General features: G+C 64.6%; 14 protein-coding genes. 13 read left to right on the forward strand and 1 reads right to left on the reverse strand.

What is annotated here, in order from left to right:
• The first annotated feature begins 53 nt into the window (after nt 1–53).
• The 13 genes from EH199_RS01670 to EH199_RS01730 all read left to right on the forward strand — a co-directional run bounded on the left by EH199_RS01670 (nt 54) and on the right by EH199_RS01730 (nt 14,184).
• A complete protein-coding gene (locus tag EH199_RS01670) occupies nt 54–320 on the forward strand; it encodes a hypothetical protein (RefSeq protein ID WP_223806412.1) in 267 nt (88 codons plus the stop codon).
• On the forward strand, nt 317–712 hold the full coding sequence (locus tag EH199_RS01675) for a hypothetical protein (protein ID WP_124807528.1): 396 nt from the start codon (nt 317–319) through the stop codon (nt 710–712). The genes EH199_RS01670 and EH199_RS01675 overlap by 4 nt, the downstream gene beginning before the upstream one ends.
• Nucleotides 709–948, forward strand: coding sequence for a hypothetical protein (locus tag EH199_RS01680; RefSeq protein ID WP_124807529.1), 240 nt, complete (start codon nt 709–711; stop codon nt 946–948). The genes EH199_RS01675 and EH199_RS01680 overlap by 4 nt, the downstream gene beginning before the upstream one ends.
• A gap of 88 nt (nt 949–1,036) precedes the next feature.
• Nucleotides 1,037–1,648, forward strand: coding sequence for a conjugal transfer protein TraW (locus EH199_RS01685; RefSeq protein ID WP_124807676.1), 612 nt, complete (start codon nt 1,037–1,039; stop codon nt 1,646–1,648).
• Nucleotides 1,649–1,709: 61 nt separating this feature from the next.
• Complete coding sequence (locus EH199_RS01690) at nt 1,710–2,684, forward strand: TraU family protein (RefSeq protein WP_124807677.1); 975 nt, start codon at nt 1,710–1,712, stop codon at nt 2,682–2,684.
• A gap of 146 nt (nt 2,685–2,830) precedes the next feature.
• Nucleotides 2,831–4,861: a hypothetical protein gene (locus EH199_RS01695; RefSeq protein WP_223806413.1), complete on the forward strand. Its 2,031-nt coding sequence runs from the start codon at nt 2,831–2,833 to the stop codon at nt 4,859–4,861.
• Nucleotides 4,858–5,943, forward strand: a complete 1,086-nt coding sequence (traN, locus tag EH199_RS01700) for a conjugal transfer protein TraN (protein ID WP_124807530.1) — start codon at nt 4,858–4,860, stop codon at nt 5,941–5,943. The genes EH199_RS01695 and traN overlap by 4 nt, the downstream gene beginning before the upstream one ends.
• 145 nt (nt 5,944–6,088) lie before the next feature.
• On the forward strand, nt 6,089–6,835 hold the full coding sequence (locus tag EH199_RS01705; RefSeq protein ID WP_124807531.1) for a type-F conjugative transfer system pilin assembly protein TrbC: 747 nt from the start codon (nt 6,089–6,091) through the stop codon (nt 6,833–6,835).
• Nucleotides 6,807–7,415, forward strand: coding sequence for a S26 family signal peptidase (locus EH199_RS01710; RefSeq protein WP_190287046.1), 609 nt, complete (start codon nt 6,807–6,809; stop codon nt 7,413–7,415). The genes EH199_RS01705 and EH199_RS01710 overlap by 29 nt, the downstream gene beginning before the upstream one ends.
• A gap of 68 nt (nt 7,416–7,483) precedes the next feature.
• Nucleotides 7,484–8,338, forward strand: a complete 855-nt coding sequence (locus EH199_RS01715; RefSeq protein WP_124807679.1) for a conjugal transfer protein TraF — start codon at nt 7,484–7,486, stop codon at nt 8,336–8,338.
• Nucleotides 8,335–8,922 (forward strand): hypothetical protein, encoded by a 588-nt coding sequence (locus tag EH199_RS01720; protein WP_124807533.1) that lies wholly within the window; start codon nt 8,335–8,337, stop codon nt 8,920–8,922. Before EH199_RS01715 ends, EH199_RS01720 begins: the two co-directional genes overlap by 4 nt.
• Nucleotides 8,923–8,983: 61 nt before the next feature.
• Nucleotides 8,984–10,420 (forward strand): conjugal transfer protein TraH, encoded by a 1,437-nt coding sequence (locus EH199_RS01725; RefSeq protein WP_124807534.1) that lies wholly within the window; start codon nt 8,984–8,986, stop codon nt 10,418–10,420.
• Nucleotides 10,421–10,443: 23 nt separating this feature from the next.
• Nucleotides 10,444–14,184, forward strand: a complete 3,741-nt coding sequence (locus EH199_RS01730; protein ID WP_124807535.1) for a conjugal transfer protein TraG N-terminal domain-containing protein — start codon at nt 10,444–10,446, stop codon at nt 14,182–14,184.
• Nucleotides 14,185–14,187: 3 nt separating this feature from the next.
• On the opposite strand, the gene EH199_RS01735 is transcribed toward EH199_RS01730, so the two are convergent.
• Nucleotides 14,188–14,697, reverse strand: coding sequence for a hypothetical protein (locus EH199_RS01735; protein ID WP_124807536.1), 510 nt, complete (start codon nt 14,695–14,697; stop codon nt 14,188–14,190).
• Nucleotides 14,698–14,704 lie beyond the last annotated feature (7 nt).

The following is a 14,704-nucleotide window of genomic DNA, read 5'->3' on the forward strand; positions in this document are numbered from 1 at the left end:
AGTGCCGTTCAAATGGCACCCAGCTTCCGTTCGACTGGAGCAAGGATGCCGAGATGGAGCGCATCATCGAGGCGCGCGTGGCGATCCGCGCCGAAGCGGCAGCGCTGCGCTGGCGTTTCCGCCTGATCCTGATCGAAAGCGCCGGAATGGCGGCGCTCGTGCTCGGCGCCGGTGCGGCGCTGCATCAGCCGATCGGACTGCTGCTGCGCGCGGGCGCAATGGTCGGCGGCGCCTGCTTGCTGAGCGGCCTGCTGCTCATCGCCCTTTCCGGCCTCACCGGCCATTTCGCCGCCCGTTATCGCCGCTGGAGGAATTCATGAGCGTGCATGCCTTGCTGAACGAAGCCGATCTTCCCCGGCCCTGCCCCTTTGCCGGGCGGCGAACCGAAGAGAGTCTCCATGATTTCCTGCTGCGCCGCCACGGCGAAATAGAAGGCGAACTCGCCCTGCTGCGCGAGCAGTCCTCGTTGCAGGAGCACGCCCTGCACGCGGCCAACGTCTGCGCGCATCGCCGCGCCCAGTGGCTGATCGCTGCGGCTGCGCTCGATGCGTGCCTCTGCCTCGCAATATTCCTCGGTTTCGCGCTCGGAGCGCTGCCGTCCTGGCTTGCCCTGCTCGCAGTCGCAGGGCTTGGCGCAGGCAACCTCCTGGGTCTCGCCATGCCGGCCGCCGAGCGTGTGCTTGCCGTCAGTCTGCGGCGGCCACAGCCATGAGGGGCATCCTTTCGCCCGTCCCCGGACCTTCTGCGATCCGCATTCTCGTCGGTACACACCTGTTGCTGCTGATCCAGGCGGCGCTGGTGGCCTGGTCGGCAACGCAGATCGAATGGCCCTTGCGCGTGCTGGTCGGGCTCGTTGCCGTTCTGGCGCTCGCCGGGCTGGTCACTGCGATTCGCGGCCTTGCTGGCGACGATCGCCAGTTCTGGTGGAGGCGCCGCCGTGACCGCTGAACCAAAGGGCCACCGGAAGGTGCAGCGCTGGCACGTGGCCGCTTTCCAGAACGGGGTCGTCGCCGCGCTGATTGCCGCCTCGGCGCTGATGGCTGGACATGCCCGCGCCGCCAGTTCGACCATCGGGCGGACCTGGCCAATCGCCGAACCCGACGCGCTCGCCGAAATCGAGGCACGCACCTCCAAGCTTCCGGCCGATATGCGTGAGCGTTTCGGACCGCGCTCGTCGTGGTCGGCGATGAAATCAGCAAGCCTTGCACCCGCGACGAAGAGCCAGACCCGCTCTGTCGTGCCGTTTTACACGCTCGACGCCGAAATCCGTCTGCCCGATGGCTCGCTCCTTTACCCCAAGGGCTACAGCTTCAATCCGCTCGCCTATGTGACGCTGCCGCAGCGGCTCGTTGTTGTGGCCCCGCGCGATCTCGCCTGGGCGCTCAAGGTGGCCCGCCTCACCGACTTCATCCTGCTCGCGGCCGGGACTGCGCATGACGATGACGCAATAACGGTGTCGGAGCGCACCGGTCGGCCGATCTTCATCCTCGAGAAACGCGTCAAGGAGCGCCTGGGCCTGACCGTAGCACCCGTGGTGGTGAGCCAGGTCGGCCAGCGGCTCGAACTCAGCGAAGTCCGCCTCGATCGCAGCGAAAGCCACCGCGCTCCGCAACAAGGTGAGAAAGGCAAGCGCCATGACCCGCAATAGCAGGACAGAAAATCGCAACCGTCGGCATCGCGTTCGGCGCTGGCTCGCTGCGACGACGCTGATGCTGGGGCTCGGACTGGGCACAGCCGCACCGGCGCAGGCATCGTCGTGTCCCGCAGGCACCGTGTTCAACCCGATCACCAAGGTGCGCTGGAGTTGCATTTTCCCGATCACCATCGGCGGCGTGCGCATCGGCACGTTCGACAAGCCGTCGAAGGAACTCGACGCCCAGTCTTCGTCAAAGCCTTTGTGCGCCTGCCGCAAGGGCGCGACGTTCTGGTTCGGGGTCAAGGTGTCGTTCTGGTCGCCAAACCGCATGGTTGATGTTGTGACCGAGCCCGGCTGCATGATGGCACTGGGCGCCGATCTCTTGCCCACGCACGGCCGCCTCCAGGGCTCGCAGAGTTCAATCTCTGACGGAACAAACACCCGCAAGATGTTCGCACAGATGCATTATTACATCTCACCGGTGTGGAAGATGCTCGACATGTTCACCGACCTGCCGTGTCTCGAAGACGACGGCTTCGACGTCGCGATGATCACCGAGGTGCTGCCAACCTGGCAGTCGGGAACCCTGGGTGCGATCATCCAGCCCGAAGGCGTCCTGTTCGGCAATCCCGCCGCCGGGCTCGCCTGCATGGCCGACAGCGCTGCGGCCGCCGCAGGCAAGGTCATCGATCCCTTGTTCTGGTGCATGGGCTCGTGGGGCGCGACCTATCCGGTTGCCGGCGACATCCATTTCGACGATTCGGTCGAGGCCTGGGCCGGGCTCGCCGCGCGCGGCACCTTCATGATGGGCCGCCTCGGGCTCCTCACCATCAGTTCGAGCGACGGCTGCTCGTTCAAGCCGCAGCCGATCTGGACCAAGTCGCGCTACAAGCTCCAGCTGATGGAGCCGGTCAAGGGCGGCAAATGCGTCAATATCGGCCGCCCCGGCGCGCTGTGGTCTTCGGCCAAGCATGCGCCCGGCAAGGACAATGCCCAGTTCATGCTTTTCGAGAAGGTGATCTGCTGCGCCGGGATTCCGGTGCAATGAGCCAGGTCTTCTCGCCCATTCCGATTTCGAAACGTCCCGCGAGGGCCCTGGGTAAGCCATGGTCTGCCCGCCACAGCCAGTGCGGCTGCCAGGGTGCGCGCGAGGCGGGAGCGGTGCCCCAAGCCCCTGAGGGCACCGCTCCACTTATGGCCAGCACGGCCGCGCTTGCCCATTCCGGCGCGGTCCCCCTCTCAGCTGCCCAGGCACGGGTAGCGGCCGTGCTGGTCACCCTTTGGCAATCGCATCGTGTCTGGCCGCTGCTACTCGCTGGGTCCGCACTTGTCTTGCCCTTGCTGGCACAGGCACAAAGCGTCGAGGACCGCGCCCGCGCCGCCGCTACCGCCTCGCGGGCGAAAACGAGCGAAAGCGACACGCTGCAGAAGAACTATGTGACGCCCGGCATGAGCGGACAGCCTGTCGCAACCGTCGATGGCTCGAAGACATTCACCCCCACCATCGCCTGCCAAAAGAGTGCCAACCTGCTCGAGGTGCTGATCCAGCCCAGCGCAACGGGCGATATCGGCCTGGTGCGGATTTCGCGCGACAAGAACCTCGACGGCCGCTTCGACAGCAGCGTCACCTTGCCGGTTCCGGTCTCGGGAATCTGCGCCAACGGTTTCATCTCCTGCAATCCCGGCACCTGGGACCAGTGCCGCTCGTTTCGCTGGGACCTCGATAGTGCGGGCGAATTGAAGCTCACCCAGGTCGACATGCCCGAACTCGCCGGCTGCACCTGCGTCAACAACAGTTGCGGCAGCAATCTCGTATTCGGCAATCTGGAAACGGTGCTCAAAGACCTCGGCGGCGGCATGGTCGGCGCGCTGACCACGGCCGATCCCCGGATTGGCATTGCAGAAGCACGGATCAATGGCCCGGTGATCGACTATGTCGGCGCGCAGACGACTGCCTGCAGTTCAAATCCCGCGCTGGCTGAGACAGGTTATCGCAGCAATCCCACAGCGATCCAGGGCGATGCCTTCGCGCAGTCGGCGACCAGCCGGGTATTTCAGGCCCTGGCATCATCGCCAGCCGGTTCGGGCAAGGCCGAGCAAAAACGCGCCTGCACCGTGACCCGTGAGGTCAGCGTGCACGAAGTGCGCGTCGATGACGTCATCGCGCGCACTTCGGGCGGCTATGCAACGGTGAGCGACGGGGTCAGCAACGTCGATTTTCTGATGGGCTCGCCCGCCGACAACAGCCTGCGCGGAGGCGGCTGTGGTCTGATCGATTTTCGTATGACGCTCCATGTTGGAGACGCGACGCGGATCACGGCAGCGACACTGCCGACTTTCTCCGCCGATGATTGGGCGCAGGTGCGCATCGACGGCAATGTCATCGCCTTTGGCCCTGGCGCCTGGACGGGACTCGGCTTTCCGCCTGGCAACTGCGAGATGAACCACACTACCTCTTACTCGCCGGGGATCGACATCAAGCCCTGGCTTACCAATGGCGATCACGAGGTCTGGCTGCGCGTCGCGGTTGCCGATCGTGGCGACGCTTTCGCTCAGATCCATGTAGCGGTCGATACCAGCTGCTCGGTCACCGAACGGATTGTCGATCTGTGCTCGGGCTACGCCGCCGATCCGCAATGCCACCTTGCGGATGAGGATGTCGATGGCGTGACGACGTTCCACAATGGCGTCGCGACCGGCCTGAGGCCGCTGGCGCAGACGCGGCTGTTCGGCAGCGCTGCCTGCACCATGCAGATGACCCGGCCATTTTTCGAACGCGACCGGACCTACGCCTGCGTCATCGACTCGGCCGCTTTGCCGGCGCCCGATCTCTCGCGCGGCGCCTACATCATCGACCATTCGACCGAAACGCTGCTCGCCGACCGGCAGACCGCGAAAGACGGGAGCGTCACGACGACGACGCGCGGCTTCGGCATGCCGACTGAGGCTTCTGTCGCGGCCTGCGAGCCGATCTGCAAGACCCGCGCGCCCAAGGCGAACACCGCCGCCGCGCCGGACGGCGTTGTCGGGAGCCGCCAGAACGTGCCGACCGGTTACGACACTTTCTACCACGCCTGCGATGCCGCCAATCAGTGCCTCGCAGGCCCCGGTGAGGAAGTGGTCTCGGCCTGCGGCTGCCTTGACGATTTTCCCGAAGCCGTGGTGATGATGCAGACCGTCCGCCTTGCGGGCGCCGACATGGTCTGCACGAGCGCAGTGCCATGAGCTGCCTGTCGCTCCAACTCGGTTTGCTGCTCGCGGCCAGCGCGTTGTCGCCGATTGCTGCGCAGGCCCAGGAGATCTGCGCCGCGGATCTCAACGGCAACGGCGATGCTGCCGATCCAGGCGAGACCGCGAGCTGCTTGGCGACGCAGAGCGGCACCTGGCAATGCCCGCTGCAGCAGGCCCTCTGCACGGTCACGGTCACCGGGACTTATGCCTGCCCACTCGGGGATCAGTTCGCTTGCGAGGTGCCTGCCTCTGGCGGCGAACCGACCTGCTCGCCCAATCCGTGTCAGGATGCAGCCGCTACGCCGATCGTCGAAGAGCCGCCGATCTCCGATCCCGGCGTGCCTGCTGACGGGGCCGTTGATGCGAATGGCAACTGCACCGCCAACATCGAGATTTTTTCAGGGCGCGCCATGCGCTGCCGTCCGCCCGGGCTCCTCGACACCTTCCAGAACTGCTGCAAGGACAAGGGCAAGATCGTCAAGGACGGGATGGGCTCGTCGATCGGCTCGATCGGCACCAAGATCGCCGTGGCCAAGGCCGTGTTCACCGGGATGAAGGCGGCCTTCACGGCATTCAAGGCCGGTGCGACTGCGGGCGAAGCGGCGGGCGCCGGCGCGCATGCGATGATCGCCGGGATCGATCCGACTTCGATCGCCATCAGCCTCGCAGTCAATTTCATCTTCGAGGTACTGCTCGCCGGCTGCGACCAGGAAGACATGGAAACCGGCATGCTGCGGGGTTCGGGCATGTGCCACGAGGTCGGCACCTACTGCACCGCCAGTGTGCTCGGCATCTGTATCCAGAAGGCCAGGGGCCACTGCTGCTTCAATACCAAGCTCGGGCGTATCATCCAAGAACAAGGCCGCCCGCAACTCAAGGTGTTCAACACTGTCGGCTGGGGCACCCCCAAGGCCCCCTATTGCCGCGGCTTCACCCCCGAAGAGTTCCAGGCGCTTGATTTCTCGAAGATGGATCTCTCCGAATACTACGCCGACATCGAAGCCCGCACCCAGGGCCAGCTCCAGATCGACATGAAGGATAGGATCGATGCCTACATGCAGGCCATCGGCAAGTAACGCCGTGCGCGCAACATTCGTGACACTCGGCACGGCGCTCGGCTGTGCCATGCTTCCCCCTTCGCATGCCGCTGCGCAGGCGAGAACACCGACAGAGCAGCCTTCCCCGCAGGAAATTAAATCGAAGAGCGAAGGCGATGCCGCGATGGAACGCCTGAAGGAGGTGGTTGCCCAGCGCAAGTCTGATGCTGCCTCCGGCCCTACGACCTTGCCCGACCTGCCCGAGGCCGAACGTCGCCGCGCCTTCGAGGGGCTGCACAAACGGGCACCCGATCCCACCATGGAAGCGCGCGCCCACGCTGCGCTTGATAAGGGGAAGGATGCACTCGCCGCGCAGCGTGAGACGATGGCGAAACGTCTGCGCGCAGCGCTTGGCCTCGAAGCGCCCGACATGACTGCCGTCGCCGAGGCTGCTTCGCCCAACCGAGCCCAGAACTGGGTGCCGATGCTGTTCGTCTCCTCCTCGATGCCGGTGGCGACACTGCGCACCTATGCGGCCCAGCTCGAAAAGGCAGGCGGGGTCATGGCCTTTCGGGGCATGCCGGGCGGGATGCGGCAGGTTGGCCCGATGGCTAAACTCTCGGCCGAAGTTCTGCGGCTCGATCCCGGCTGCGAAGGACCGGCCTGCGCGATGCGAGCCACGCAGATCATCGTCGATCCGCTCGTGTTCCGCGAACACGGCGTCAGCGTGGTGCCCGCGCTCGCCATGGTCCCGGGCGATCCCGCCCAGCCCTATTGCGAGCGCGACGAGTTAGCGGCGGCGATTGCCCCGCCTGGCGGCGCCCAGGTGATCTACGGCGACGCGGCCCTTTCAGGGTTGCTCGAAGAATATGCCCGTCTGGGCGGGAGCAAGGAGGTCGAAAGTGTTCAAGCTCGCCTGGAAGGCCGCTAGGGCGGCTTGGCCCGCAGTCAAGCTCCTCCCCTTGCGCGCTGCCGTCGCGCTCGGGAGCTCGGGGCTCGGGCAGCCGGTCCGCCCGGCGCAGCTGTGGAAGGCCTATGCCATCGTGCTGCCTGTCGGCCTCATCACGCTCTGGGCGATCCCGCAAGTGACCTGGGTGATGAGCCCGTCGATTTCGGCGATCGCAGTGCGGGTGAGCCCAGGCCCGATCCGCAAGGCCGACTATGTCATGTTCATGCTGTCGCATCCGCTTGCGGGACCTAAGCCAGTCAATGTCACCAAGCAGGCGCTGTGCATGCCAGGCGAGCGGATCGACCTCATCGAAAAGCCTTCGAGGACTCCCGGCGCGCCATATGGCACTTTCGATGGGTGGTACTACTGCAACGAGCACCTTCTCAGCGTCTCCAAGCCCTACGGCCGCAATCGCATGAAACTCGATCACTGGCAGCCGACCGAAGCGACGATCCCGCCAGGGTTCATCTTCGTCGGCTCGTCGCATCCCGACGGGTTCGACAGCCGCTACTATGGCCCGGTCGCGCTCGATCGCCTTACCCGCATGGAGAAAGTGCTGTGAACCGCACGCGAATCTTGTTGAGGCTCGGCTTGGCCCTGCCGCTGCTGCTCGCATCGGTGTCACCAGTCATGGCACAGGCCAGCGCGCCCAATGCTGTCGGCTCGATCAAGCAGGGCTATTGGTGGTATGCGCCGCCGCCGAGCCCGGCCAAACCCGAAGCGCCCGAGAGCGATGCGTTGGTGCGGCCGGTGATCCCGCCGATGGCCGAACTTGCGAGCTGGACCCCCCCGAAGATCCGTAAACTGATCGAAGCGCAGCGCGACTATGCCGCAACCGTGCTCACCGTCGATGCCGTGGCGGACTTCTGGCGGCTCGAGGATTTTGCCCGGCGCAAGGCCCGAGCCTTTGCGGGGCTCACCCAGATCGCCATGCTCCAGCACCCCGAACTCAATTCCAAATCGGCCAATCCGATGGTCGGCGATGCCCGCTCCGAGCTCACCGCCTACAAGGACGATGTACGGCGGCGTTACTTGCGCGCCCATGCCGGCGAGTTCGCGCTGGTCATGTTCTCGAGGGTCTCCTGCGGCTATTGCCGGGTGCAATGGCCGATCGTCCAGCGCTTCCAGGACGAGATGGGCTGGCAGGTGACCCTGATGGATATCGACCGGCGGCCGGAGCTTGGCCAACGCTTCGGGGTCGAAGTGACACCCACCACCATGATTATCCGGCGCGGCAGTCAGCAGCGCATGGTGATCGCGGCAGGCATCGAAGCCTACCCCAACCTCACGCAGATGGCCTATCAGGCGGTCAAACTCCTCACCGGCGACATTCGCCCCGAACAGTTCATGACTGGGGCTGGCGAAGAAGACGGGTTCTTCGACGCGCTCGCCAATGGCCCGGTGTCTGCGAGCGACCCGCGTGCCCGCGCAGCCGAAATGCTTGGCGGGGATCTTGTGGGTCCAGCAGGAGGAGCAAAGCCATGATCGGCCTCAATCGCCCCGGCAGGATCGCCGTCGCGTTTGGTCTGCTGCTTGCCGCATCGGCACTATCGGCAAGGCCGGTAACCCGCGCCGACGCCATGCAGGCCGCGATCCATCCCGTGGCGAACGAAGCCGATATGCGCGCCTGGCTCGCGCGCGTGCCGGTAACCCGCGACTTTCCGCCCGACTTTGCAGGTTCTCTGCGCGGTCAGGCGCCCGCCTTCGTCATCGAGATGAGCACCGCGCCGGGATGCGTGCCCTGCGCCGACCTCTGGGCAAGGCTCGGCGAGGTCCATCGCCGCTATGGCTGGCAGGTCCGCACCATATCGGGCGCCGAAGCGCTGCTGCGTTCGGGGAGGCTCGGCCTGCTCTGGGTCGGCCATCCCGTTGCCTGGGTGCGTCCGGTGGACGATGCGGGCCGCACCGTGCCGATCGCGATCGGCACCGATCATGCGGCCAACCTCGCGCGCAACGCCTGGCTCGCCGCGCGCATGCTGACCGGCGTGCGCGCCGAAGTCGGCGTGCGTGCGCTCTCCAAGTTCACCGGGATCGTCGGCGTAAGCCGATACTCCCCATCTAGTCGCTGAGGAGACCGTTCATGGCGGGCCGGTTCTCTCCCACTCCTGTTGTTTTCGAAGGACGCCCGCCATGGCCAGATTGCTTGCCCTCACCTCGCCTCGCCGCCTGAGCCTTTTGGCAGTGGCACTGCTCGCCTCTTGCAGTGCTGCTGCGCCAGCTCATGCGCAAAGCTGGGCAGAGTCCTGGTTCGACAATGTCACCTATACCTCGCCCGGCAGTTTCGAGGACCAGACCCGGGGCTATGTGACCGCAGGCGGCATGTCGGGACGCATCGACGTCCACAACGACTACCTGATGTCGCTCACGCTCCCCAAGGTGAAGGCGGGCTGCGGCGGCATCGACATGTTTTTGGGAGGCATGTCGTTTCTCGACCCCGACTATCTGGTGCAGAAACTGGAGAGCATCCTCCAGGCTGCTCCCGCCGTCGCGTTCCAGTACCTCCTTGAAACCCTCGACGAGAAGATGGGCAACATCATCTCGAAGATGGAGGCGGCGACCAATTTCCTGAACTCGATCCAGGTCAACGACTGCCGCCTTGCCAACCGCATGGTCCAGATTGCCAAGGGCGACGATAACATGTCGGGGATCATCGAGGAGATGACCGGCTACAAGTCGGTGAAGGAAGGCTTCGCCAAGAGCTACCAGCAGAGCCGCGAGAAGATCCAGGCCAACCGCAACAGCCCAACTGAGGATCTCAAGGACGCACTCGCCAACTGCCCGGCCGAGGTTACCGACATTTTCCGTACCGGCTCGCTGCTCGGCCACGCTGCGGCCCGCGTTGGCGCAGGCGACTGGGCAAGCGTGATGCGCGCGCGGGTTGGTGACGTCTACATGCGCTGGGATCCGGCGGACAAGGTGCCGCTGTTCTCGGCGATCCCCGCCTGTCCGCGCCAGGACACCGAAAGCCCGGACGATTTTCTCACCGGCAAGGTCCAGCGCCGCGCGCTCAACGTTCCTGCAACCGCGGCTGACTGCAGCACCGATACCGGCAAGGGCGCGCTCGAACTGGCGCGCATCCGCATGCAGGCGATCACCACCAAGATCCGCACCCGCTCGGCGTTAACGGCCGAAGAGCGCCAGTTCGTCGCCAATGTCCGCACGCTCCCGGTCTACCGCATGCTCGAATGGGGTGTGCGTCAAGGCGTGCCGGACTCAGTGATCGCCGATACCGATGAACTGGTGGCGCTGACGCTTGCCTACCAGATGCTCAACGATCTCACGCGGAGCATCGATTTTGCCATCGGCAACGCTGAACGCGGCGCCAGCGCGGCGGGCGCTGCCGACGATGCCAATGCCAACGTCTGCCAGACCCGCATCCTCGTCAAAGGCATCGAACAATTGCGCGAGCTGCGTGAGGAGGTGCTGCGCCAGCGCGCGCAGATGCGCCAGAGCTATATGGCAGCGCTCAATGCCGCCAACCTCTCGGCGAACTACGCCGGGCTGCTGAGGACACGCGACAAGGATGCGCGCGATGCCAGCGGCACCACCGCTGCCCCCAACCGCTGATACCGCTCCCAAAAGGAACAGCCATGCGCCTCGCTCTTCGCGCCCTTTCCGCTCTGGCACTCGGCCTTGTCGCCACCCCTGCACTCGCGGTCGATTCCAGCTTCTACACCTACGACGGGTTTGCCGAGACGGTCGATGCCTTCCGCCTCGTCTCGATGATCTTTGCCGATCCGCGCTACGAGACACTGGTGATGATCATCGCCGTGGTCGGCATCGCGCTCGGTGCGGTGATCGCCAGCGTGCGCGGCCACGGCATGGGGCTCGTTGCCTTCGGGTTCCAGATCCTCGTCGGGGTGGGTCTGTTCGTCGGTCTCGTGGGGACCACAGGTACGGTCCATGTCTATGACCGGGTGCGGAACGCCTATCAGCCGGTGGGCAGTGTTCCCAACCTGCTGGTCATCGTCGCCGGGGTCACCAACCTCATGGAGCGATCGCTCGCCGAGATCATCGACGACAACACCCTCGATCCCAATGCCAAGCTCGAGTTCGGTGCAGGCGGGCACAGCTTCGACCTGTTCCTCAATGCGGTGTCTCCACGCGGACCGATGACCGACAGTTTTCTGGATAGCACGATCAAGGACTATGTCCGGCAGTGCTACCCGGTGGCGCGGGTCTCGCCTGCCTACGGCGTCGATGACGACCAGCTCTTCCGCACCACCACCGACCTTCCCGCATCTTTCGCAGCCATGGCGGGGCCTGCGACGTTCAGCACGGTCTTTACCGCTGCCGACAAGGGCGGGACGACGATGAGCTGCCAGGATGCCTGGGACAACATCCAGGCGCGGCTCGCCGACCCGACGCTTTTCGAGGGCTATACTGCGCAGGTCTGCCAGCGCACCGGCTACAATATCGGCGATGCTGGCCAGCTTGCGCGCTGCCGCGCGCACCTTGGCGAGATGGGCCAGATGATGATGGGGACGCCGCTGTCGCTGCAGGCGTTCATGACCGATGTTCTGCTCGGCAACACAGTTGGCGACGTGCTGTTCGAGGACAGTCCCGCCTCGGCCGCGCGGGTCATGGCCAATCGGGCGATCGTCTCGAACGGCCTTGCGACCATGTCGGTCGCCAACGAATGGATGCCGACCATCCGCGCGACTGTGTTCGGGATCATGCTGTTTATGGTGCCGATTGCGCTGCTGTTCATTCTCACCCCGATCAACCTGCGCGTTGCGAGCTTCGCGCTCGGACTCTTCGTATTTGTCGCACTGTGGGGTGTGATCGATGCCGGGATCTACCAGCTGACCCTTGGCCGGGCATCGGATGTCCTTGCCGAAATGCGCTCGAATGCTGTCGCCGCCAATGCCTGGATGCTCGCGCCTTCCTCGGCGATGAAGGCGCTGGCGATCTTCGGGACGTTTCGCACGGCCGCTGCCGGACTTGCCGGTGCCTTCGTATTCACCGTGTTCCGCTTCTCGGGCAACGTGTTCACCAGCTTTACCGGCGGCGCGCTTCAGGCTCAGGGCCTCGGTGCCGCAGCAGCTGCGCCGCTCGCAACCCGCGAAGGTTATGCCTCGGCGCTCGAGGCCCAGGCATCGGCTGCAGGAACCATGGCAAGGCGGGGCGCGGCTTCGAGCTTCGGCGATTTTGGCGAGCGATCCACCTTCGGCGCCAACCGCGCATTCGGTGCAGCTGGCGCCCTGCTTGGTGAACAGGGCGGCGGCGTGCCGGGTGTCCCCGCGTTTGGCATGGGCGGGATCGATGCCTCGCGCGAACTCGGCGGTCTCTCCCCTGCCCTTGCCGGCCGCGATATCAACGATCCTGCGGTGGCGCGCGCGGTGCGGGCCAATGCGACCACATCGGCGATCCACAATTTTGCCGAGCAGGATGCGCTCAGGAGCCTCGGCACCGGCTATTTTGGTGCGGGGCAAGCTGGCGAGAAGGCCTTTGCGGCTTTCGCGCAGAACATGGTGCAGTGGAAGGCGTTCGGAGACGAGCGGGCTTATGCCATGATGTTCCAGGGGGCAGCGCGGCATTTTGAGCGCAGCGGCTATTCCAAAGGAGATGCAGAACTCAAAGCCTCGGGTGTGATCGGCGAAGCCAGCGCTGACCCGACCTTCGCCAAGCTCATCGCCAATAGCTACGACCAGGAAGCGATGCTCAAGAACGACCTTACAGGCGCTGAGGTACAGGTCGGCGCGATGGAGGGCCGCCGAGATTTTGCCGGTGACAATGTCGCCTGGGTCGAACAGCGCAATGTCGCGACCGAACAGGCTTGGCGGAGCGGCGCCAACTCCGGCCAGCGCATGGCCGCCCAGATGCTTGGGATACCGCCCGAAGAAGCCAGTCGGCGCATTGCCTTCATCAATGCCTTGTCGGGCGAAGCCCGCTCGTCTGCGATCAGCCAACTCGGGCGCGCGACCGGACGCAATGAAGCCCAGGTGCTGCATGCCCTCGAAACCTATAACGCTGCGACGCAGCTCGGCACCGCTGATGGCGCAAATGCAGAGGCCGCGCGCGAAGGCACCAGTGTCTATGGCCGCACCCGCGACGCAGCAGGCTACGACTTTGCCGAACGCACGGGCAAGCTCGATGCCCAGCGCGAGGTCGGCACCGGCGGCACGCGCAGCGCAGCACGGATCGGCGAAGAGCGGCGCCAGTCGGACAATTTTGGTTATGCGGAAGGCGCAGCGGCTGCGGGCACTTCGGTGCGTCAAGCCGCCCGGCTCGACAGCTTCATCCAGGCTTTGAGCCGCACTTCCGGAAATCAGACCGAAATGGCCGAAGGCGGGGCTGGCGGCATCGCAGACCGTGCGCGCAACGATCGGCTTTCCCGGATTGTCGACAACGAGCGGCTGACCCGCATGCAGCGGCTGCTGCGCGATCATGGCATTGACCTCACCCGCCGCCAGATCGCCATGGACCAGAATGGCGACTTGAGCCTCAATCTGACGCCGGAGACAGCCGCCGCCCTGTGGCGCGGCGGCCTGATCAATGAAGGCCAGTTGGGCGCGGTCGCCAATGGCGGATCAGCGCGGTTCAGTTTCGCCGATAACGACGTGCTGGTTTCGAGCAGCGCCGGGTTCAGCCAGTCGGCACGCAATGATACCAGCACGCGGTTCGAAGCTGGCAAGCAGGCGGGACCTGATACGGTCGAACATTTTCTGGGCGGCGGCGCGGAAGGCCATGCCGCCATGGCCAACTGGTTGCGCGGTGGGTTCGAGATGGACCGTCATGGCAACTGGCGCCTCAAACCGCAGGTGGCCGATACGCTCCAGCGCGATGTTCAGGCGGTCATGGCCCAGACTGGTTGGACGCGAAATATCGCTCGCCGGGCTGAAGACAGCACCTCAATGGGCACTGATGTCGGCATCGGCGTGTCTGCATCTGCGAGCCGAGCGGGTTCGGGCAAGACTGGTGGTGCTGAGAACAGGCAATCTGGTGGTTCAGTAGCTGGCGCTGCAGCAGGAAACCTCGGATTCCAAAGTTCGGATCGCGGCACCACTTCTGAAACGGCGAACGCAAATATCGACATCGTCAACTATGACGTGCGCGGTGCCATTGCAGCCGCTGAGCGCGCCGCCGCCAAGTCCGACAACCCTGCGGATGCCTTTTCGCAGGAACTCGGCCGGCAGGTGCTCGGCCCAACAGGATTGCGCAATCGATACCTAGAGCAAGCAGACTCAGGTCGAGGAACCACCGATGTTACTGGTCCACTCACCTCAATCGAACAATCGTCGATATTGAAGAGCGGCACTTTTTCGACGGATCTAAAAAATAGCCCTCAGGATGGCGATCCGACCTTCAAGGAACGCCGCGACAAATAGCATTTATTGGCTGCCGTCAACGCGCCGCCAGTGGAGCGCGCCGGAGCGCGGATCGAGAGGATCTGAAGCGGGATCGCGCATGCCGCCCACCGAGCGCTTGGGGAACATCTGCTCGTGGGTCGGCTCCACGAATTCCCAATCGCTCCATGCGAACCAGGCGCGCGCAAAACCGAGGCCCAGGATCATCAATGTCAAGGGCGGAAAAAAGAGGATGTTGAGCAGGCCTGCGAACGTGCTGGCATAGAAGGCGTCGAGTGCAGGTAAAGCGAAGGTCGCTGCCATCCCAGTCCAATAGAGGGCAATTCCGGCCCACCAACTCTTGGCGTACCAAGGGTGCCATAGCCATGTTGCTGCTTTGAGCCGGGCAGCACTATTGGGCACGTCTGCCTCGCATTTTTCGTTTGATGCGCTGTCCGGATTGATGATCGGTGCCATGACGAACATGCTTTTAGCATGATTCAGGTCAAGCGGGAATCGGCGATCACTGATTGAGGCAGGAAATTCGAGTCCCATAGCGATA

This window comes from Novosphingobium sp. LASN5T (assembly GCF_003856955.1).
In the GTDB taxonomy this organism is placed as follows: Bacteria; Pseudomonadota; Alphaproteobacteria; order Sphingomonadales; family Sphingomonadaceae; genus Novosphingobium.

What these genes read in the sequence shown, in the direction of transcription:
- EH199_RS01725 (WP_124807534.1), top strand. Translation starts at nt 8,984, where the DNA reads ATGGCCAGATTGCTTGCCCTCACCTCGCCTCGCCGCCTGAGCCTTTTG.
- EH199_RS01705 (WP_124807531.1), top strand. Translation starts at nt 6,089, where the DNA reads ATGGAACGCCTGAAGGAGGTGGTTGCCCAGCGCAAGTCTGATGCTGCC.
- EH199_RS01670 (WP_223806412.1), top strand. Translation starts at nt 54, where the DNA reads ATGGAGCGCATCATCGAGGCGCGCGTGGCGATCCGCGCCGAAGCGGCA.
- EH199_RS01675 (WP_124807528.1), top strand. Translation starts at nt 317, where the DNA reads ATGAGCGTGCATGCCTTGCTGAACGAAGCCGATCTTCCCCGGCCCTGC.
- traN (WP_124807530.1), top strand. Translation starts at nt 4,858, where the DNA reads ATGAGCTGCCTGTCGCTCCAACTCGGTTTGCTGCTCGCGGCCAGCGCG.
- EH199_RS01695 (WP_223806413.1), top strand. Translation starts at nt 2,831, where the DNA reads ATGGCCAGCACGGCCGCGCTTGCCCATTCCGGCGCGGTCCCCCTCTCA.
- EH199_RS01680 (WP_124807529.1), top strand. Translation starts at nt 709, where the DNA reads ATGAGGGGCATCCTTTCGCCCGTCCCCGGACCTTCTGCGATCCGCATT.
- EH199_RS01685 (WP_124807676.1), top strand. Translation starts at nt 1,037, where the DNA reads ATGGCTGGACATGCCCGCGCCGCCAGTTCGACCATCGGGCGGACCTGG.
- EH199_RS01715 (WP_124807679.1), top strand. Translation starts at nt 7,484, where the DNA reads ATGGCACAGGCCAGCGCGCCCAATGCTGTCGGCTCGATCAAGCAGGGC.
- EH199_RS01735 (WP_124807536.1), bottom strand. Translation starts at nt 14,697, where the DNA reads ATGGGACTCGAATTTCCTGCCTCAATCAGTGATCGCCGATTCCCGCTT.
- EH199_RS01690 (WP_124807677.1), top strand. Translation starts at nt 1,710, where the DNA reads ATGCTGGGGCTCGGACTGGGCACAGCCGCACCGGCGCAGGCATCGTCG.
- EH199_RS01730 (WP_124807535.1), top strand. Translation starts at nt 10,444, where the DNA reads ATGCGCCTCGCTCTTCGCGCCCTTTCCGCTCTGGCACTCGGCCTTGTC.
- EH199_RS01720 (WP_124807533.1), top strand. Translation starts at nt 8,335, where the DNA reads ATGATCGGCCTCAATCGCCCCGGCAGGATCGCCGTCGCGTTTGGTCTG.